This is a genomic window from Streptomyces sp. DH24, from assembly GCF_029813775.1.
Taxonomy (GTDB): Bacteria; Actinomycetota; Actinomycetes; order Streptomycetales; family Streptomycetaceae; genus Streptomyces.
In genome coordinates this window covers 33,949-52,194 of sequence record NZ_JARVKW010000025.1, presented here as the reverse complement: position 1 = coordinate 52,194, position 18,246 = coordinate 33,949, and the positions used below count along the sequence as shown (strand labels likewise).

Genomic DNA, 18,246 nt, shown 5'->3' with positions numbered 1-18,246 from the left:
CCTGGCTCTCACGATTACCGCGCCGGCCCTGGGCGGCGGTCCTCACCGCGGTCGTGCTGTCGGCGTCCGGCTTCACGGCGCTGCCCGCGAGCGGCGTGGAGGCCGGCTGCCGGGTCGACTACACCGTGAACAAGTGGACCGGCGGTTTCACCGCCCAGATCAAGGTCACCAACCTCGGCCCCACGCTCGACAGTTGGCGTCTGGCCTGGACCTACACCGGCGACCAGCAGGTGACATCGGCGTGGAACGCGACCGTCACCCAGACCGGCAGGTCCGTCGTCGCCGCCGGTACGAGCTGGAACGGCACGTTGGCCACGGGGAGCACCGCCGAGTTCGGCCTGCAGGGAACCTGGCGGTCGGCCGACCCCGCGCCGAGCGACTTCACCCTCGGCGGCGTGCCCTGCGGCGGCGACGGCAGCACGCCGCCGACCCCACCCCCCACGACCCCACCGCCCACGACCCCACCGCCGAGCGCGGACTGCGGTGGCGCGGTGATCTGCTCGGACTTCGAGAACCAGACCGGTCCCGCTCCGTCCGGCGACTGGCGGTTCACCGCACCCGACTGCCAGGGCAGCGGCACGGCCGCCGTCGACACCGCCGTCGCACACAGCGGCAGCACGTCCCTGCGCGTCGACGGCCGGGCCGGCTACTGCAACCACGCCTTCGTCGCCTCCACCGCGGACCTGTCCTCGGTCGGCCCGGTGATGCACGTCCGCATGTGGGTGCGGCACACCACCGCGCTGCCCTCCGCCCACGTCACCTTCGTGTCCCTGCCCGACGCCTCCCAGGGCGGGCGGAGCCTGCGCGTCGGGGGCCAGAACGGCGCCCTGCAGTGGAACCGGGAGGTCGACGACGCCACCCTGCCGGCCCAGAGCCCGGCCGGCGTGGCGCTGAGCAGGCCGCTGCCGACGGGAAGCTGGCAGTGCCTGCGCTTCGCGATCGACACGACGGCCCCCGGGCTCGACACCTGGCTCGGCGACGAGCGGATTCCGGGCCTGCACGCCGACGGCGTCCCCACCCAGGACATCGACCAGCAATGGCTCGTCCGTACCACCCCGCCCCGGCCCACCGCCCTGCGCCTGGGCTGGGAGAGCTACGGAACGGGCGACGACACCCTGTGGTTCGACGACGTGGCCGTCGGCCCCGCTCCCCTCGACTGCTGACAGCCCGCCGACCGCGCCCGGCGGGCGTCCGCCCCGGTGCTCCGCCTCGAACACCGGGGCGGACCGCGGCCCGAAGGCTCGTCCGCGCTCGCTCCCGCCCACCGCGTGCGTCCGCACCGGGTGCGAAAGGGCGTACGCCGCCGGTCAGATCTGGCGCATCCGGGCCCGGCAGGTCGTGTTCGCCACCGGCGCCCACGAGCGTCCGGTCGCCTTCGACGACAACGATCGCCCCGGCATCATGCTGGCCGGCTCGGCGCGCACCTACCTCAACCGTTTCGGTGTCCTGCCCGGCAGGCGGGCCGTCGTGTTCACCACGAACGACAGCGCCTACCCGGCGGCGCTCGAACTGGCCGCCGCGGGCGTGCGGATCGCCGCCGTGGTCGACGCCCGCGAGGAGGTGCCGGCGCACTGGCGCGCAGCCTGCGGCGAGCACGGCATCGAGATCCGCGCGGGGCACGTCGTCACCGGAACCAGCGGCGTCGAACACGTCTGTCGCGCGCACGTCGCCCCCTTCAGCGACGGCCGCCCCGGCGACCGGCGGGGCATCGACTGCGACCTGCTGCTCGTCTCCGGCGGCTGGAACCCGGCCGTGGCCCTGTTCAGCCAGGCCCGCGGCAGCCTGCGCTACGACGCCGCGATCGGCGCCTTCGTACCGGCGCAGGCCCCGGACGGCGTCCGCGCGGCGGGCTCGGCCGGCGGCACCTTCACGCTGGCCGGCTGCCTCGCCGACGGCGTCGACGCCGCACGACGGGCCCTGTCGGCCGTCGGCAGGACCGGCCGGACGCCCACTCTGCCGACGCCCGAGCCGCTGCCGGAGGATGCGCCGGGCCGGGTGCTGTGGCGGGTCCCCAGCCCGCAGGACGGTCCGGACGGCTCCCACCAGTTCGTCGACCTCCAGCGCGACGCCCTGGTCCGCGACGTACTGCGCGCGACCGGGGCGGGCCTGCGGTCGGTGGAACACGTCAAGCGCTACACCACCATCGGCACCGCCCACGACCAGGGCCGCACGTCCGGCGTGATGACCTCGGGCATCGTCGCCGAGGCGCTCGGCGTGGACGTCGCCGACCTCGGCACCATGCGCCTGCGTCCGCCCGCCGTCCCGGTGGCGTTCGCCGCCCTCGCGGGCCGCAACCGCGGGGACCTCTTCGATCCGGTCCGGGTGACCGCGCTGCACCCCTGGCACGTCGAGCACGGCGCCCTCTTCGAGGACGTCGGCCAGTGGAAGCGCCCCTGGTACTACCCGCGGCCCGGCGAGACGACGGAGGAGGCGGTACTGCGCGAGTGCCGCGCCGCCCGGACGGGCGTCGCGATGATGGACGGCTCCACGCTCGGCAAGATCAATGTGCAGGGCCCGGACGCCGGCGTACTGCTGGACCGGCTCTACACGAGCCTGATGAGCCCGCTCAAGGTGGGCCGGATCCGGTACGGCGTGATGTGCGGCGTCGACGGCGTGGCCCTGGACGACGGCACCGTGATCCGGGTGGCCGAGCAGGAGTTCCTGCTGACCACGACCACCGGCAACGCCGCCAGACTCCTGGAGTGGATGGAGGAGTGGCTCCAGACGGAGTGGCCCGACCTGCGCGTGCACCTCACCTCCGTCACCGAACACTGGGCGACCATCCCCCTGGTGGGCCCCCGCTCCCGCGACGTACTGGCCCTGGTGGCCCCCGGCCTCGACGTCGGCAACGACGCCTTCCCGTTCATGACCTGGCGCGACGCCACCGTCGCCGGCATCCCCGCGCGCGTGTGCCCGCATCAGCTTCTCTACCTGGCCACCTGGCTCGTCGACGCCTGCACGGAGTACCACGGGACCGCGCCTTCGGCCGACCCGGACGCCTCCGAGAGGCACCGGCCCCGGCCTGCCCGAGCCCACGGGTGAAGGCCGGCCCCTGCGACGAGGGGACGAGAGCCTTCGAGGGCCGTTGCCCGCGAGGGACACGGCCCTCGTCGGAGCCCCACCCTGCCAACCCCGTCCAGAACGTCGCTGGGGTGGCGGTCTGAGTGAACGCGGGCCGTTCCCCAGCGACTTGTCCGACGGGCAGTGGCCGTTGACCGAGCCGGTGCTCACGGCGTGGAAGGTCCGGCACCGTTCGGTGAGCGGCCACCAGGGCGCGTGTCCGACACCCGGCTGCCCCGGTGGGCGGTTCCCGCGAGGCCGCAGCAACCGAACGGCCCGGAAGGCCGCTTGACGCGCACGCATCCGGCATCTTGCGGGCGCTCCATACCCCATGGCACTGTCATGAACGACTCAAACAGGACGCGCGACCGCCCGGGGGTGATGCGCCGCACGTCCTCATATGCCCGTTCGCGGCCTGACCACCCGTGGCCGGGAGCCGACCGCAGACCCCGGACGGCGACACCCGCACGACCCGGATTGCCCGTAACCCGGACAACGAAAGGTCAGGTTCATCGCATGAGATCCCCCGCGCGACACCTTCGCGTGCTCATCCCCGCCGCCGCTCTGGCCGCCGGACTGCTCACCGCGACCGCTCCCGCGCACGGCGCGGACCGCCCCGACGTCCGTCTGGCCCCTGCCGCCACCGCCGTCGCCGACGGCTGGATCGTGGTTCTGAAGGACACCCCCAAGGCATCCGTACGGCCGACCGCCCAGGCCCTCACCAGCGCGTTCGACGGCAAACTCACCCACGTGTACGGCTCCTCGGTGCGCGGCTTCGCGGCGCAGATGTCCGCCGCCCAGGCCCACCGCCTTGCCGCCGACCCCCGCGTCGCCTACGTCGAGCAGGACGCCACGGTCCGCATCAACGCCACCCAGACCAACGCCACCTGGGGCCTGGACCGCATCGACCAGCGCCAGTTGCCGCTCGACGGCGCGTACACCTACCACACCACCGCCTCCACCGTCCGCGTCTACGTCATCGACACCGGCGTACGCGTCAGCCACAGCGAGTTCGGCGGCCGGGCCGGCATCGGCACCGACACCGTCGGAGACGGCCAGAACGGCAACGACTGCAACGGGCACGGCACGCACGTGGCCGGAACCGCCGCCGGTTCGACGTACGGCGTCGCCAAGGCCGCCTCAGTGGTGGGCGTCCGCGTCCTCGACTGCAACGGATCGGGGACCTGGTCCGGCGTCATCGCCGGCGTCGACTGGGTCACCGCCAACGCCGTCAAGCCGGCCGTGGCCAACATGAGCCTCGGCGGCGGCGCCAGCTCCTCCCTCGACACCGCCGTACAGAACTCCATCGCCTCCGGCGTCAGCTACGCCGTCGCCGCCGGCAACGGCAACCAGGGCGGCAAGGCCCAGGATGCCTGCAACTACTCCCCGGCCCGCGTCCCCCAGGCCCTCACCATCGGCGCCACCGACAAGACCGACACCAAGGCGTCCTGGTCCAACTACGGCACCTGCCTCGACCTCTTCGCCCCCGGCGTCGGCATCACCGCCGCCTGGAACACCGGCGACACCGCGACCAACACCATCAGCGGCACCTCCATGGCCACCCCGCACGTCGCCGGCGCGGCCGCCCTCTACCTGGCCGCCCACCCCTCAGCCACCCCGGCCCAGGTCAGCGACGCCATCACGGCCAACGCCACCACAGGCGTCGTCAAGAGCGCCGGCAGCGGCTCCCCGAACAGGCTCCTGCACTCCCTGTTCTGACGCGGACCGACACACAGCCACGGCCGCCCGGCGCTCGACGCCGGGCGGCCGTGGGAAGCCGTTGGCGGTTTTGTCGCGCGTGTCGCCGCCCTTGCCGGATCCGGTGGTTGTGCTCTGGTGGCAGCGCCCATTCCCAGGGTCCAGGCACATTCCTGTGAGGTCGGAGAACGTCAGCGGATTGTTTCCCGCGTAGCCGTATCCGTTCTGCGTCATCGGGTAGGCCGAGCAACGTGGAGACTCGCGCCCGCGCCGACCGACCGGTTCGACGGTCCGGTTCCGCCGGTCACCTCGTGTCGCGCGGGGACCTGCCGTCTGCGGCGTTCGCGGTTGACGCGGCTCGGGTGGCGGGTCGCCGACGGCGGTGGCTCGGCGCCCGCGACGCTGTTGGCGCCGCGGGCCCGGGCCTTCGGGCATGGAGGCGCACTTACGGGAGGACGATGTTGCGGCCGGGTCCGCCTTCGAGGGTGTCCTCTCCGGTGCCACCGCAGACGAGGTCGTCGCCGCCTTCGCCGTCCAGTGTGTCGTTGCCGGGGCCGCCGAGGAGGATGTCGCGGCCGTCCCCGCCCATGGCGTGGTCGTCGCCCGGGCCGGCGTGCACGGTGTCGTCACCGCCGTAGCCCTCGATCATGTCGTCGCCCCGGCCGCCCCACATCTGCTGGTTGCTGCTGTCACCCATCAGGTGGTCCATGCCGTCGCCGCCGTGCAGGGCGGCGGGTCCCATGACCATGTCGTTCCCCGCGCCGCCCAGCACCGTGCGTGCGGTGTGGGCGTGCAGTTCGTCGTCGCCGGGGCCGCCGCTGACGGTGCCGATCCCGGGAGTGAAGGCGGCGATCGTGTCGTCACCGTCGCCGAGGAAGGCGTCGATCCTGTCGGGCCGGGGGCTGTCGGCGGGCAGTTCGCAGACGACGGAAGTGGTGTCCTCGGCTCTGGAGTACGCACAGTGGTCGCCCGGTTCGAGCGGGACCACGTCGCTGAAGCCGATCCGCCGGATCCCGTCGCTGGTGTACATGGAGAAAATGCTGAGGTTGTTGATCTGCCCTGCAGCGGCGGTGAAGACGATCGACTGAGTTGCCCAGTCGGCTCCGACGCGGGCCTTCGCCTCGGTGGCGGTGGCGGTGGCGGCGCCTGCCGGGCCGACGGCGAGGCCGGCGGTGAACAGGGTCACGGCGACCGCGCTGACGGCAGCTCGGTTTCGGTTCATGAGACCTCATCTCGGTGGAGTGACGGTGGACCGACCGGCTTGGCGTGGTGCTGCCGGGGAACCGGGCGGACCCGGCCGTGAAGGCAGTCTCCCCGGCTGGTCCGGATCTGCAAGACCGCGAATTGACGCGGCGTCATGGTAGGCCGATGTCCCGCCCGATGTGATGGTTGGGCTTTTTTTGGTCAGGCATGTTCCCGGTGTCGCCGTGGCAGGGTTCGCCAGATCAATTCGGGCTCCATGAAGGGGAGTTGGCCGACACAGCCGATGGTCGGGATTGCCGGAGGAGCGGAAGGCGGCTGCGCTGGCCGGGTGCGGGCGGAGGAGCTTCACCCCCGGGCGGAACGAATCGCGGTCGGACTCGCCGAGGCGGAAGCGGAGTTGGAGCGTCGGGTGACCGACCGGGAGGAGCTCGTCGAGGCCCTGGCCGCTCCGGACGTGGCGGGAGTGCCCGCTGCGGGTGCGCGTGGCGGCATCGGCGGTGGTCGAGGAAGCACTTGACGCGAGGGCTGTCGTGCCGCACTGGCACGAGGCGGCCACCGTGGAGGTCTTCGCGGTGGACTGCCGACGGATCGTCGAGCCGGCGGCCGCTACGTGGGTGAGGGCGGAGGGCTCGGGGGCCGCGTTCCCCGCCCGATGCGCCATACGGTCACAGCTCCTACCAGGCAACTTGCCCGGCGAGGCCGACTCGGGTGTACGGAAGCGCACCATCGGGGCCTGGGATCTCGCGTGTTGTGGAACTGGCCAGCCCTCACGCCGAAACCAGGTCCCGTTGCCAGGCTGCGAACCCCCCTCCCTGGCATCGCCCCGCACACCAGTCCAGGCCGCATCCTCGCTTTCCGGTCCCGGTAACGGTTCTGACTCCCGGCTCACGGCAGATCCCCTGCTCGCCACCCACCCCAGTAATCAACTCCGTTTGTCTCATTGACATTTCCCTCAGAAGACCTACCGTTGGGAGCGCTCCCATGACAGCCTCCGCAACTGGAAGGAGTTCCCCCCATGCGCAAACAGAGTCCGTTAACCGGGCGTGCGCGGTCGTCCCTCCGCCGGCCTCTCCAGGCGCTCGTCATGCTGTTCGCCGTGGTTGTCGGTGCACTGACCTGGTCGGCCCCCGCCCAGGCTCACGGCACCGTCGTCGGCCCCGCCACCCGCGCGTACCAGTGCTGGAAGACGTGGGGCAGCAACCACACGAACCCGGCCATGCAGACCGAAGACCCCATGTGCTGGCAGGCCTGGCAGGCCAACCCCGACACCATGTGGAACTGGATGAGCGCGCTCCGCGACGGCCTCGGTGGCCAGTTCCAGGCGCGCACCCCCGACGGGACGCTCTGCAGCAACAACCTGTCGAGGAACGCCAGCCTGAACAAGCCCGGGCCGTGGAAGACCACCACCGTCGGCAACAACTTCTCGATCCAGCTGTACGACCAGGCGTCCCACGGTGCCGACTACTTCAAGGTCTACGTGAGCAAGCAGGGCTTCGACCCCAAGACCCAGACCCTGGGCTGGGGCAACCTCGACTTCATCACGCAGACCGGCCGCTTCGCCCCGGCACAGAACATCACGTTCCCCGTCCAGACCTCCGGCTACACCGGACACCACATCGTGTTCGTGATCTGGCAGGCCTCGCACCTCGACCAGGCCTACATGTGGTGCAGCGACGTGAACTTCGGCTGAGCCGGGGAGCGCCGCACACGGCACCGGACTCTGCCGGGCGCCGGTAACCCGCCGCCCGGCCGACCGAGCTCCGTCGGGGCAGGGGACCCATTCGGTCACCCTGCCCCGACGGGGCTTCCCGCGCTCCTAGTGCTGTGACCGGAAACTGTTGCCGGGCCGCTCGTTGTGCTGCGTGAGGTCACTCAGGCTCCCGAGCGCACAGAACATGCCGCCCTCGCTGTCGTAATCGAGGTGCTCAGCGAGATCCGGCCAGGCGAACTGCACATGGCCCTCCCAGAAGTACCCATTCCGTAGCGCTGGAAAGGCTTGGGGAGGAAGCTGCCCAGGAGGGTATGGGCCGAGGTTTCGTCGCGGAGTTCGTCGTGCCCGGAGCGGTAGACCTCGTGGCCCCGGAGCTTGAGGTCCCGGTCGCCGGCCGTCATCTCCGCGTACTTGGGGGTGTCGGGTGTGCGGCCGTGTCGCGGGTGCAGTGGTGGGATCCGTCGACTCCGAGGACGATCCGCTGGCCGTGGGGTGCGATGAGCGGCTGTGTTGCGCGCCGCCGGATCGGCGACGGACCTTGATCGACCTGTTGGTCAGGTAGGTACACCCTGCTGTGGCGATCGTCACGAGAGTCTTCGGTGCCTGTTGCGTACGCTGATTGCGGCCGTCACTGACGGGTGGCACGGGGCGTGAGGACGCCGCGAGCGCCCTTCTCGACGTCTGATGTCCCATCAGAAAAGTCGGCATTCGGTCAGCACGAGTCCTGAAAACCTGGGGAAAGCTGCCCGAACGTGCGACTCGCTGTGAGGTGCTGAAGCAGCCCTTGACCTGCAAAAACGCAGGCAGGGAGCCTACTCGTGGGAGTGCCCCGATGTTGCGTACCATGTTCAAGTCCAAGATCCATCGCGCCACCGTCACCCAGGCCGACCTGCACTACGTGGGATCGGTCACCATCGACGCGGATCTGCTCGACGCCGCCGACCTGCTGCCCGGTGAGCTCGTGCACATCGTCGACATCACCAACGGCGCCCGCCTGGAGACGTACGTCATCGAGGGCGAGCGCGGGTCCGGGGTCGTCGGGATCAACGGCGCCGCCGCCCACCTCGTCCACCCCGGCGACCTGGTGATCATCATCAGCTACGCTCAGGTGACCGACGCCGAGGCGCGGGCGCTCGAACCCCGGGTCGTCCACGTGGACCGCGACAACCGCATCGTGGCGCTGGGCGCCGACCCGTCCGAGCCGGTTCCGGGCTCGGACCAGGAACGCAGCCCCCAGGCCGTCACGGCCTGACCGACGCAGCGCGAGGAGCGTGCCCATGCGCGACATCGAGATCCGCGACGACCGGGCGGCGGGCCGCCTGGAGGCGGTGACCGGCGACGAGGTCGTCGGCCGCGTCGAGTACTTCGTCCTCGAGTCGCCGGGGCGCGCCCTCGTCCCCGTCCACACCATCGTCGAGCCCGCCCACGAGGGACAGGGCATCGCCGGCTCCCTCGCCCGCGAGCTCTACGCCACCGCGCGGCGTGAGGACGTCCCCGTCGCCCCGCTGTGCCCCTACGTCGTCAAGTGGGCCGAACGGCACCCCGACGAGGCCCCGGCCGCCGATCCCGAGCTGCTGCGCGCGGCGAAGGACTGGCTCAAGACCCACCCGGACCGGTTCTGAGCCCGGCGGGCGGCCCGGCGATGCTCGCCCTGCTGCACACCTCACCCGTCCACGTCCCCGTCTTCGACGCCCTCCGCGACCAGGACCACCCCGGCCTGGAACTGCGGCACGTCGTCCTGCCCCGACTGCTGGACCGCGCCCGCCGCGACGGGGCGGCGGCTGTCGCGGACGACGTCCGGACCGCCCTGCGGCAGGCCGTCGCCGACGGCGCGCGTGCCGTCCTGTGCACCTGCTCCACCCTCGGCGGTGTCGCGGAGGCCGGCGCCGACGACGCCGGCGTGCCCGTGCTGCGCGTCGACCGTCCGACGGCCGCCGCCGCGGTCGCCCTCGGGCCGCGCGTCGCCGTCCTCGCCACCCTGGAGAGCACACTCGGGCCGACGGTGACCCTCGTCGAGGAGGAGGCCGCCCGCGCCGGTCGTCCCGTCGAGGTACGGACGCGGGTCCTGGGCGACGCCTGGCGTGCCTTCGAGGCCGGCGACACCGAGCGCTGCGCGCGCCTCGTCGCGAACGCCGCCGACGCGATCGGCACCGCCGACGCCGACGCGATCGTCCTCGCCCAGGCCTCCATGGCCCCGGCCGAGCGGCTGACGACCACCTCCGTGCCAGTGCTCTCCAGCCCTCGCCGAGGCCTCGAGGCCGGCGCGCGGGTGGCGCTGCGGCAGTAGCCCAGTGGGCCCCCGTGTGTCATGCCGTCGTGTGACTGGCCGCGCCGCCGCCGGGTAGGCGGGGGAGTAGTCCAGAGCCGACGTCGTCCGACTGGCTGGAGGACACGATGACGAACCCGTTCCCGGACCCCGTCCCACCGGGGCCCACCCCGGGCCCGGACCCGAAGGACCCGCAGCCCGGGCCCAACCCGGTCCCGACCCCCGAACCACCACCCGGCCCGGAGCCCACCCCGCCACCACCGCAGCCGGGCCCACCGCAGCCGGGCCCCACGCCTGGCCCTGGCCCTGGTCCGGGTCCAGGCCCTGGTCCTGGCCCAGTCCCGGACCCCGACCCGTCACCCATTCCGCCCGGCCCGGAGCCGGTACCGAACCCGGAACCGGGACCGCCGCTGAGCTGAACGGACGGCCGCCCGTCGTGCGGTGACCGGGCGCGGTGGCCGAGCCCGGCACCGGTCGGCCGGGCGCGGCGGGCGAGCCCGGCACAGGCGGTGGGGGCGAGGCGGGGGGCCGGGGCGGCGGCCTCGCGCCCGCGCCCTACTCCGACACCTCCGACCGGTCCCCGCCCCACAGCGTGTGGAACGAGCCCTCGCGGTCGACGCGGCGGTACGTGTGCGCGCCGAAGAAGTCGCGCTGGCCCTGGGTGAGGGCCGCCGGGAGGTGTTCGGCGCGCAGGGCGTCGTAGTAGGCCAGGGCCGCCGCGAAGCCGGGGGTCGGCACGCCCTGGCGGGTCGCGGCGATCAGGACCTCGCGCCAGTCGTCCTGGGCGTCGGCGATCTCCCGCGCGAACGTCTCGTCCGCGAGCAGGCTCGGCAGACCGGGCCGGGCGTCGTAGGCCGCGCGGATGCGGTCCAGGAACGCGGCGCGGATGATGCAGCCGCCGCGCCAGATGGAGGAGACCGCGCCGAGGTCGATGTCCCAGCCGTACTCCTCGCTGCCCGCGGCGATCTCGTGGAAGCCCTGGGTGTACGACACGATCTTCGAGGCGTACAGCGCCTGCTCCACCCGGTCCGCGAACGCGCCCGCCTCCTCCTTGCCCAGCGGCGACGCCTTGGGGCCCGCCAGGCCCCGTGAGGCCTCCCGCAGTGCCGCGTGCCCGGACAGCGAGCGGGCGAAGACCGCCTCCGCGATGCCCGAGACCGGAACGCCCAGGTCGAGTGCGATCTGGACGGTCCAGCGGCCGGTGCCCTTCTGCTCGGCCCGGTCCAGCACCACGTCCACGAACGGCTTGCCCGTCGCCGCGTCCACGTGCGACAGCACCTCGGCCGTGATCTCGATCAGGTACGAGTCGAGCCGGCCGGTGTTCCAGGTGCGGAAGATGTCCGCGATCTCGGCGGGGGAGTACCCGGCGACGTCGCGCAGCAGCTGGTACGCCTCGCCGATCAGCTGCATGTCGGCGTACTCGATGCCGTTGTGGACCATCTTCACGAAGTGGCCGGCGCCGTCCGGGCCGACGTGCGTGACGCACGGGGCGCCGTCCGCCGCCTTCGCGGAGATCTTCTCCAGCATCGGGCCCAGCGACTCGTACGACTCCTTCGAGCCGCCCGGCATGATGCTCGGGCCGTGCAGCGCGCCCTCCTCGCCGCCGGAGATGCCGGTGCCGACGAAGTGGATGCCCTGCTCGCGCAGTTCGCGCTCCCGGCGCCGGGTGTCCGCGAAGTGCGCGTTGCCGCCGTCGATGATCATGTCGCCGGGCTCCAGCAGCGGCGCGAACTCCCGGATCACCGCGTCCGTCGGCTCGCCGGCCTTCACCATGACGACCAGGCGCCGCGGGCGCTCCAGCGCCGCCACGAACTCCTCGGCGGTCTCGGCCGCGACGAACTCGCCCTCGCTCCCGAACTCCTCCACCAACGCGCGCGTGCGCGAGGACGTGCGGTTGTGCACGGCCACCGTGTAGCCGTTGCGGGCGAAGTTCCGGGCCAGGTTGCGGCCCATGACCGCGAGGCCCGTGACGCCGATCTGCGCTGTAGTGCTCATACCGCCTGCTCCTAGTTCCGGGAAGTTCCGGCAGGCCCTGCGGACCCTGCGAAAGCTGGTGCCGGTCGTGCGCGTCAGTATTGCCGCTCCGACCATCGTGACGCGCCGGTACGTCCACCGCACGATCACGGCCGGTCCCCGCGCGATCCAGTACGGACGGGGAGGCCCCGGAGCCTCAGCGCAGCCCGGCACAGGCCTCGCCAACAAAGGCGGATTCCCGGCCACTTGGCGTGAACGGTAGGCCGATTGCCGCCTTGTCACGGCATGTTCGAGCCGCTTACTTTTGCCCCTCCTGACGCATGTCGATGGGGGGCTTCATGGCCGTGCGCGGCCGGCACCGCCGGTATCAGCCGAACAGGATCAACCGCGCCTCACTCACCGTCACGGCGGGCGGCGCCGGAATGGCCCTCCCGCTCATCGGTACCGGCGCCGCCCAGGCCGCCGACATGGACACCTGGGACAAGGTCGCCGCATGCGAGTCGGCCAACGACTGGGACATCAACACCGGCAACGGTTTCTACGGCGGGCTCCAGTTCACCCAGGCCACATGGGAGGCCTACGGCGGCACGGCGTACGCGCCGCGCGCGGACCTGGCCACCAGGGACCAGCAGATCGCCGTCGCCGAGAAGGTGCTGGACGGCCAGGGGCCGGGTGCCTGGCCGGCGTGCTCCGAGCGGGCCGGGCTCACCCGGGGCGGCGACGCGCCCGACGTCCGCCCCGCCGGCGTCCGGGAGAAGCCGGCCCAGGTGGACGTGCGGCCGCAGACCACGCCGCAGTCCCGGGCGGGCCGCACCGAGATGTACACGGTGGTCCGCGGCGACACCCTCTCCGGCATCGCCGAGGAGCGGCGGGTCGAGGGCGGCTGGCAGAGGCTCTACGCCGCCAACCGCGAGACCCTCGGGTCCGACCCGGACCTGATCCTGCCGGGGCAGCGGCTGTCGCTGCGCGCCGGTGCGGCCGAGGCCCCGCCGAAGCGGAGCGCCAAGCCCTCCGAGTCCCGCGAGTCGGACACCCGGCACGCCCCGGCCAAGCCCAAGCCCGAGCCGCCCGCCGAGGACAGCGCGCAGGACACGCGGAAGGAAACCAGGAAGGACACCCGGGAGGCCGCTCCCAAGGACAGCCGGAAGAAGGCGTCGCCCGAGCGGGCGGACCGCAAGGCAGGAACCGGTCAGTCCGTCGTCGCCCCGGTCAACGCCGCCCTCGGCACGCCGTACCACCAGGCGGGTTCCTCCTGGTCGAAGGGCTACCACACCGGTGTCGACTTCCCCGTCCCGACCGGGACGTCGGTGAAGTCGGTCGCCGCCGGCCGGGTCGTCAGCGCGGGCTGGGGCGGCTCGTACGGCTACCAGGTCGTCATCCGGCACGACGACGGCCGCTACAGCCAGTACGCCCACCTGTCGGCGATCTCGGTGCGCGCCGGGCAGACGGTGGGCGCGGGCCAGCGCATCGCCCGCTCGGGGTCGACGGGCAACAGTTCGGGCCCGCATCTGCACTTCGAGGTGCGGACGGGGCCCGGCTTCGGCAGCGACATCGACCCGGTGGCGTATCTCCGGGCCGGCGGCGTCAGGATTTGACGCGTACGCGGTGCCGGTCGGCCACGGGCACGACCGGCACCCACGGACTGCCGTAGAACGGCGTGCAGTAGCGCGGGCCGTCCTCGTCGTCCGCGTCGTCCTCCGCGGCCGGTCCGGGCGCCGGTACGAGGGCCTCCTCGCGCAGCGCGCCGAGCGGCTCGGGCTGGTCCGGGAGCAGGTCGGGCAGGTCTTCGGCGGACGCCGGGAGGAGTTCGGCCGCGGGCACCTGCCCGGCGGCCACCGGCAGCCGCCCGGCGGACGCGGGAACCGGCTCCTTCTCGTCCACGGTCCCCGGCACGGACCCCGCCTCCACGCCCTCGGTGTGCGCGATCCGCTCCGTGGTCAGCAGGATCAGACCGCCCGCCGCCACGACACCGCAGCTCAACGCGAGCGCCGTGCCCGTGGTGCCGTACCGGAAGGTCTCGCCGAACATCGTGATGCCCACCGCGGCGGCCACCACCGGGTTCACGACCGTCAGCGTGGCCAGCGGGGCCGCGAGGCCCGCGCCCCGGTAGGCCGCCTGCGACAGCAGCAGGCCCGCCGTCGCGAAGACGCCGATCGCGGCCAGGGACGGCAGGTCACCGGCCGACACCCCGCCGGTCCAGTCGACGGCGACCGTCTTGGTGAACACCGAGGACATGCCGAAGGCGATACCGGAGCCGATCGCCAGCAGCACACTGCGCACCGCCGGGTGGCGGTGCGCGGCGCGGGCCGCGATCATCAGCCCCACGACGACGCCGGCGGTGACGATGCCGACGCCCACCCGCTGGGCGGTGTCGAGCGACTGCGCGTCGGCCGTGCCGACCAGGGACAGCAGCCCCGCGAGGCCGACGGTCGCCATGATGGCGCCCCGCCACGCGGTGGCTCCGGCCTTGCGACGCACGAACAGCGCCGCCATCGGCAGCGCGAAGACGATGGTGAGCGCGCCCAGCGGCTGGACGAGGCTCAGCGGACCGTAGGCGAGGGCGACGACGTGCAGCAGACCGCCCGTGCCGTTGAGCCCGACCGCCGCCCACCAGCCCGGCCGGCGCAGCGGCGCGAAGGTCTGGCCGGGGGAGGACACCGCGACCCGCTCCTGCACGATCGCGCCGCCCGCGTAGGCGACGGCGGACACGAGTGAGAGGAGCACGGACAACGCGAGGGCGCTCATCGGCTGCTCCTCTGCGTGAGGTGGGGGCGCGGGGCCCGGCGCGGCGAAGGGTCGTCTGCCATGAAGAACACGATGCCGTGTCCGCTTCTTCCCGTCGTCGTCCCTGAGGGGTCAATGGCTCCTACTGCCGATGGAGTACGAATCGGGCGCCGTCCTCCCCAGGGTGGGTGCCGAACGCGCCAGGTCCCCGGGGGATGTCCCCCAGGGGGCCTGGTACCACTGCACCTCGTGGACCCCGACTTCGCCCCCCGCCAGGCCCTCCGCCTCGATCCCTCGCTCGCCGCCCTGCACGGCCCCGGCGGCTTCTTCGTTCTGCGCACCTTCGCGGACCCCGCCCACGCTCCCGGACGTCCTCTCCCCACGCTCGCCCGGACCTACGCGGCCGGACCGCCGGACGTTCACCGCGACGACCCGCTCGCCGCCCGCGTCCGCAGGGTCGGCGCCGCGCTGCGGACTCCCGAGCCGCGCGTCGCGGCGTCCGTCGCCCAGCAGGGCCTCGCGGCGCGGCTGTGGTCGGTGGCCCTCGGCTGCGCCGCCCTCTACGGCGCCGTCCCCGACCTCGACCCGGGGCTGCTGCGCTGGGACCCCGACGGCGGCGCGCCCGACGACCTGTGGCTGGCGGAGGTGCGGCCGCTGCCGGGCGGCGCCTCCACGCTCGCCGAGGCCGTCCTCGACGGTCACCTCGCGCCGCTGAACGCGGCCGTGCGCGCCCGCCACCACCTCGCGGCGGGCCTGCTGTGGGGCAACGCGGCCTCCGCCCTCGCCGGTGCCGCCCGCGAACTGGACCGCTGGGCCCGCCGCCACGGCCGTACGGACACCGCCGCCCGGTCCCGGGCCCTCGCCGCCGGACTGCTGCGCCACCCTCTGCTGGCCACCGCCGGCACCCTCACCGGCACGGCCTTCCGCCGCCGCAGCTGCTGCCTCTACTACCGCGTCCCGTCCGGCGGCGTGTGCGGCGACTGCTGCTTCACGCGGCCCCCGCGCGACCCCGGGTAACCCCCGGCCGTCACTCCCGCACCCTTCCCCCCGCGCCGCATCTGGGTGACCATGAAGTGGCCAGGAACGTAGACCGTGCGGCGACGACAAGGGGTTGCGGGTGCGAGTCGGACTGCTGACCCGGGAGTACCCGCCGGACGTGTACGGCGGCGCGGGCGTCCACGTGGAATTCCTCGCCCGCGAGCTGCGGCCGCTGGTGGACCTGGCCGTGCACTGCTGGGGCGAGGGCGGATCCCTGGACGCGACGGGCGTGCTGCGGCACCGGCCGTGGCCCGCGCTGGACACCGCCAACGACGCGCTGCGCACCTTCTCCGTGGACCTCGCGATGACGGCCGCGCTCGAGGGCAGCGACCTCGTCCACTCCCACACTTGGTACGCCAACCTCGCCGGACACCTGGGCAAGCTGCTGTACGGCATCCCGCACGTGATGACCGCCCACTCCCTGGAGCCGCTGCGCCCCTGGAAGGCCGAGCAGCTCGGCGGCGGCTACGTCCTGTCCGGCTGGGCCGAGCGCACCGCGATCGAGTCCGCCGACGCCGTCATCGCGGTCTCCGGCGCCATGCGCGAGGACATCCTCGGCTGCTACCCGGCGCTGGACCCGGCCCGCGTCCACGTCGTGCACAACGGCATCGACACCGCCCTGTACCGGCCCGACCACGGCACCGACGCGCTCGACCGGATCGGCCTCGACCGGTCCCGCCCGTACGTCCTGTTCGTCGGCCGCATCACCCGCCAGAAGGGCGTGCCCCACCTGCTGCGCGCCGTGCGGGACATCGACCCGGCCGCGCAGGTGGTGCTGTGCGCCGGCGCGCCCGACACCCCCGAGATCGACCGCGAGTTCCGCGAGCTGTACGAGGAGCTGAGCCGGGCCCGCGACGGGGTCCACTGGATCCCGCGGATGCTGCCGCGCACGGAGGTCATCCAGCTGCTGACGCACGCGGCCGTGTTCGTCTGCCCCTCGGTGTACGAGCCCCTCGGCATCGTGAACCTGGAGGCGATGGCCTGCGGCACGCCCGTCGTGGCGTCCCGGGTCGGCGGCATCCCCGAGGTCGTGGAGGACGGCGTGACCGGGGTACTCGTCTCGGCGGACGAGTCCGACGACGCCTTCGAGGCGGGCCTCGCCCGGGCGCTGGACGCGGTGCTCGGCGACCCGGACAAGGCCCGGCGGATGGGCGAGACGGGACGGGAGCGCGCGGTGGAGGAGTTCGGCTGGGACGCGGTGGCCCGCCGCACGGTGCGGCTCTACCGGGAGATCCTCGGACAGGCTTAGCCCGCCCGGCTCACGGGCAGGCATGGGGCAACCAGGGTGAGGGGAGCGGCCATGCGTCGTGGTGGTCCTTCGGTGCTCGGCATCGTGCTGGCGGGCGGAGAGGGCAAACGCCTGATGCCCCTGACCGCGGACCGGGCGAAACCCGCGGTCACCTTCGGCGGGACCTACCGCCTGGTGGACTTCGTGCTGTCGAACCTCGTCAACGGCGACGTCCTGCGCATCTGCGTGCTGACGCAGTACAAGTCGCACTCGCTGGACCGGCACATCACCACCACGTGGCGCATGTCGAGCCTGCTCGGCAACTACGTCACCCCGGTCCCGGCCCAGCAGCGCCTCGGCCCGCGCTGGTACCTGGGCAGCGCCGACGCGATCCTGCAGTCGCTGAACCTGATCTACGACGAGCGGCCCGAGTACGTGGCGGTGTTCGGCGCCGACCACGTGTACCGCATGGACCCGCGCCAGATGCTCGCCCAGCACATCGAGAGCGGCGCGGGCGTGACGGTCGCCGGGATCCGGGTGCCGCGCACGGAGTCGTCGGCGTTCGGCGTGATCACGCCGGGCTCGGACGGGCAGACCGTGGAGCGGTTCCTGGAGAAGCCCGCCGACCCGCCGGGCCTCGCGGACGACCCGGAGTGCGTGTTCGCGTCGATGGGCAACTACATCTTCACGACCAAGGCCCTCCTGGAGGCGCTGCAGCGGGACGCCGAGGACGAGAACTCGCTGCACGACATGGGCGGTTCGATCCTGCCGCAGCTCACCGACCGCGGCGAGGCCGGGCTGTACGACTTCAGCGCCAACCACGTGCCGGGCGAGACCAGCCGCGACCAGGGCTACTGGCGGGACGTCGGAACCCTCGACGCTTACTACGACGCCCACATGGACCTGATCGCGGAGCGGCCCGCGTTCAACCTCTACAACCGCAGCTGGCCGATCTACACGCACTCGTCCCAGCTGTCGCCGGCCCGCTTCAACGCGGGCGGCATCGCGAGCGAGTCCATCGTCAGCGCGGGCTGCCTGATCCGCGGTCAGGTGACCAGATCGGTGCTCTCGCCGGGTGTCGTGGTCGATCCGGGCGCGGTCGTGCAGGGGTCGGTGCTGCACGACAACGTGCACATCGGGCGCGGCGCGGTGGTGCGCGGCGCGGTCCTGGACAAGAACGTCGAGGTGCCGCCGGGCGCGACGATCGGCGTCAATCCCGAACGGGACGCCGCGCTCTACACGGTGTCCAAGGGGGGCGTGATCGCCCTCGGCAAGGGCCAGCGGGTGCCGTAACCCGCTCGCGCGCGAACGAACCCAGGAGAGTCCCGTCCATGTCAAGGGCGG

Annotated in this window: 13 protein-coding genes and 2 pseudogenes; 12 read left to right on the top strand and 3 right to left on the bottom strand. The window is 72.9% G+C overall.

Going from position 1 to position 18,246, the window contains the following annotated elements; all coding sequences use genetic code 11:
- Positions 1-53 precede the first annotated feature (53 nt).
- The 4 genes and pseudogenes from QC282_RS20655 (at position 54) to QC282_RS20645 (ending at position 4,779) form a co-directional block, all read left to right on the top strand.
- A complete protein-coding gene (locus QC282_RS20655; protein ID WP_279551049.1) occupies positions 54-1,163 on the top strand; it encodes a cellulose-binding domain-containing protein in 1,110 nt (369 codons plus the stop codon).
- A 148-nt stretch (positions 1,164-1,311) separates the two neighbouring features.
- Positions 1,312-2,913 (top strand): annotated as a pseudogene (locus QC282_RS20650) (ferredoxin); the annotation flags it as partial.
- Positions 2,914-3,160: 247 nt separating this feature from the next.
- Positions 3,161-3,277 (top strand): annotated as a pseudogene (locus tag QC282_RS32345) (IS5/IS1182 family transposase); the annotation flags it as partial.
- 299 nt (positions 3,278-3,576) lie between these two features.
- Complete coding sequence (locus tag QC282_RS20645; protein WP_279550997.1) at positions 3,577-4,779, top strand: S8 family peptidase; 1,203 nt, start codon at positions 3,577-3,579, stop codon at positions 4,777-4,779.
- A 424-nt stretch (positions 4,780-5,203) separates the two neighbouring features.
- Here the strand turns inward: QC282_RS20645 and QC282_RS20640 are convergent, their stop codons facing one another.
- Positions 5,204-5,980, bottom strand: a complete 777-nt coding sequence (locus QC282_RS20640) for a calcium-binding protein (protein WP_279550996.1) — start codon at positions 5,978-5,980, stop codon at positions 5,204-5,206.
- Between the two features lie 1,065 nt (positions 5,981-7,045).
- On the opposite strand from QC282_RS20640, the gene QC282_RS20635 reads away from it, so the two are divergent.
- The 4 genes from QC282_RS20635 to QC282_RS20620 all read left to right on the top strand — a co-directional run bounded on the left by QC282_RS20635 (position 7,046) and on the right by QC282_RS20620 (position 9,959).
- On the top strand, positions 7,046-7,651 hold the full coding sequence (locus QC282_RS20635) for a lytic polysaccharide monooxygenase (RefSeq protein WP_279550995.1): 606 nt from the start codon (positions 7,046-7,048) through the stop codon (positions 7,649-7,651).
- An 853-nt stretch (positions 7,652-8,504) separates the two neighbouring features.
- Entirely contained in the window at positions 8,505-8,924 is a 420-nt protein-coding gene (panD, locus tag QC282_RS20630; protein WP_279550994.1) for an aspartate 1-decarboxylase, read from the top strand.
- Positions 8,925-8,949: 25 nt separating this feature from the next.
- Positions 8,950-9,294: a GNAT family N-acetyltransferase gene (locus QC282_RS20625; protein ID WP_279550993.1), complete on the top strand. Its 345-nt coding sequence runs from the start codon at positions 8,950-8,952 to the stop codon at positions 9,292-9,294.
- Between the two features lie 20 nt (positions 9,295-9,314).
- On the top strand, positions 9,315-9,959 hold the full coding sequence (locus tag QC282_RS20620; RefSeq protein WP_279550992.1) for an aspartate/glutamate racemase family protein: 645 nt from the start codon (positions 9,315-9,317) through the stop codon (positions 9,957-9,959).
- Between the two features lie 534 nt (positions 9,960-10,493).
- On the opposite strand, the gene gndA is transcribed toward QC282_RS20620, so the two are convergent.
- Positions 10,494-11,933 (bottom strand): NADP-dependent phosphogluconate dehydrogenase, encoded by a 1,440-nt coding sequence (gene gndA, locus QC282_RS20615; RefSeq protein WP_279550991.1) that lies wholly within the window; start codon positions 11,931-11,933, stop codon positions 10,494-10,496.
- A gap of 317 nt (positions 11,934-12,250) precedes the next feature.
- Here gndA and QC282_RS20610 point away from each other — a divergent pair, with 317 nt between their 5' ends.
- On the top strand, positions 12,251-13,507 hold the full coding sequence (locus QC282_RS20610; protein WP_279550990.1) for a transglycosylase family protein: 1,257 nt from the start codon (positions 12,251-12,253) through the stop codon (positions 13,505-13,507).
- Here the strand turns inward: QC282_RS20610 and QC282_RS20605 are convergent.
- On the bottom strand, positions 13,497-14,657 hold the full coding sequence (locus tag QC282_RS20605) for a DMT family transporter (protein ID WP_279550989.1): 1,161 nt from the start codon (positions 14,655-14,657) through the stop codon (positions 13,497-13,499). The two genes, QC282_RS20610 and QC282_RS20605, sit on opposite strands and share 11 nt — an antisense overlap.
- Positions 14,658-14,885: 228 nt before the next feature.
- Here QC282_RS20605 and QC282_RS20600 point away from each other — a divergent pair, with 228 nt between their 5' ends.
- The 3 genes from QC282_RS20600 to glgC all read left to right on the top strand — a co-directional run bounded on the left by QC282_RS20600 (position 14,886) and on the right by glgC (position 18,195).
- Positions 14,886-15,653 carry a (2Fe-2S)-binding protein gene (locus tag QC282_RS20600; RefSeq protein ID WP_279550988.1) on the top strand — a complete coding sequence of 256 codons (768 nt, stop codon included), beginning with the start codon at positions 14,886-14,888 and terminating at the stop codon, positions 15,651-15,653.
- Between the two features lie 100 nt (positions 15,654-15,753).
- The gene (glgA, locus tag QC282_RS20595) at positions 15,754-16,923 is read left to right on the top strand and encodes a glycogen synthase (protein WP_279550987.1); all 1,170 of its coding nucleotides are present in this window, start codon (positions 15,754-15,756) and stop codon (positions 16,921-16,923) included.
- A gap of 51 nt (positions 16,924-16,974) precedes the next feature.
- A complete protein-coding gene (gene glgC / locus QC282_RS20590; RefSeq protein WP_279550986.1) occupies positions 16,975-18,195 on the top strand; it encodes a glucose-1-phosphate adenylyltransferase in 1,221 nt (406 codons plus the stop codon).
- Positions 18,196-18,246 lie beyond the last annotated feature (51 nt).

Coding starts and splice junctions, on each gene's coding strand:
- QC282_RS20645 (WP_279550997.1), top strand. CDS start 3,577: ATGAGATCCCCCGCGCGACACCTTCGCGTGCTCATCCCCGCCGCCGCT.
- gndA (WP_279550991.1), bottom strand. CDS start 11,933: ATGAGCACTACAGCGCAGATCGGCGTCACGGGCCTCGCGGTCATGGGC.
- QC282_RS20635 (WP_279550995.1), top strand. CDS start 7,046: ATGCTGTTCGCCGTGGTTGTCGGTGCACTGACCTGGTCGGCCCCCGCC.
- QC282_RS20605 (WP_279550989.1), bottom strand. CDS start 14,657: ATGAGCGCCCTCGCGTTGTCCGTGCTCCTCTCACTCGTGTCCGCCGTC.
- QC282_RS20620 (WP_279550992.1), top strand. CDS start 9,315: ATGCTCGCCCTGCTGCACACCTCACCCGTCCACGTCCCCGTCTTCGAC.
- QC282_RS20625 (WP_279550993.1), top strand. CDS start 8,950: ATGCGCGACATCGAGATCCGCGACGACCGGGCGGCGGGCCGCCTGGAG.
- panD (WP_279550994.1), top strand. CDS start 8,505: ATGTTGCGTACCATGTTCAAGTCCAAGATCCATCGCGCCACCGTCACC.
- glgC (WP_279550986.1), top strand. CDS start 16,975: ATGCGTCGTGGTGGTCCTTCGGTGCTCGGCATCGTGCTGGCGGGCGGA.
- QC282_RS20640 (WP_279550996.1), bottom strand. CDS start 5,980: ATGAACCGAAACCGAGCTGCCGTCAGCGCGGTCGCCGTGACCCTGTTC.
- QC282_RS20610 (WP_279550990.1), top strand. CDS start 12,251: ATGGCCGTGCGCGGCCGGCACCGCCGGTATCAGCCGAACAGGATCAAC.